Here is a 495-nt window from a genome sequence, read left to right on the forward strand (position 1 = left end):
TCCATCTTGCGTTGTGACATCTAAAGAGGTTGTTGTAAGCCCAAGAGCTGTTGCACTCATATCATCAATACCTGTGAGCATATTGTGACCTTCGTTAGCACCAATTTGGAAGATTAATTGATTTGCAGCTGTATTTATAGCTTCTACTCTGACAACTGCACTGTCTATCACTTCACCCTTTGGTAATGCACCACCAAAATCTGAAAGGCTAAATACACTTGAATCCCATTTAAAGGAAATATTTCCAAATGAAGCGGAATTTGCACCAAGTGTTGTAATTGTAGAACTTAGTGAGCCGGAGTTGTCAATAAGCGTAATCTTAACATCTAAAGCTGATGTTTCAGAACCATTTAATTGTCCAACTTCAACAACATATGTTCCTTCTTTTGCTGCAGAACTGACTGTACCGAGTTGCAAATTAACGTTACCACCAGTAACAACTTTTGCATCAACATTTGCCCTAAAACTTTCCAATTTACCATCGAGTAATTTTTT

Annotated in this window: 1 pseudogene; it reads right to left on the reverse strand. The window is 37.6% G+C overall.

From position 1 onward, the window contains the following. Positions 1-495: pseudogene (locus XJ44_RS06045) on the reverse strand (flagellin); the annotation flags it as partial.

This window comes from Thermosipho affectus (assembly GCF_001990485.1).
Taxonomy (GTDB): domain Bacteria; phylum Thermotogota; class Thermotogae; order Thermotogales; family Fervidobacteriaceae; genus Thermosipho; species Thermosipho affectus.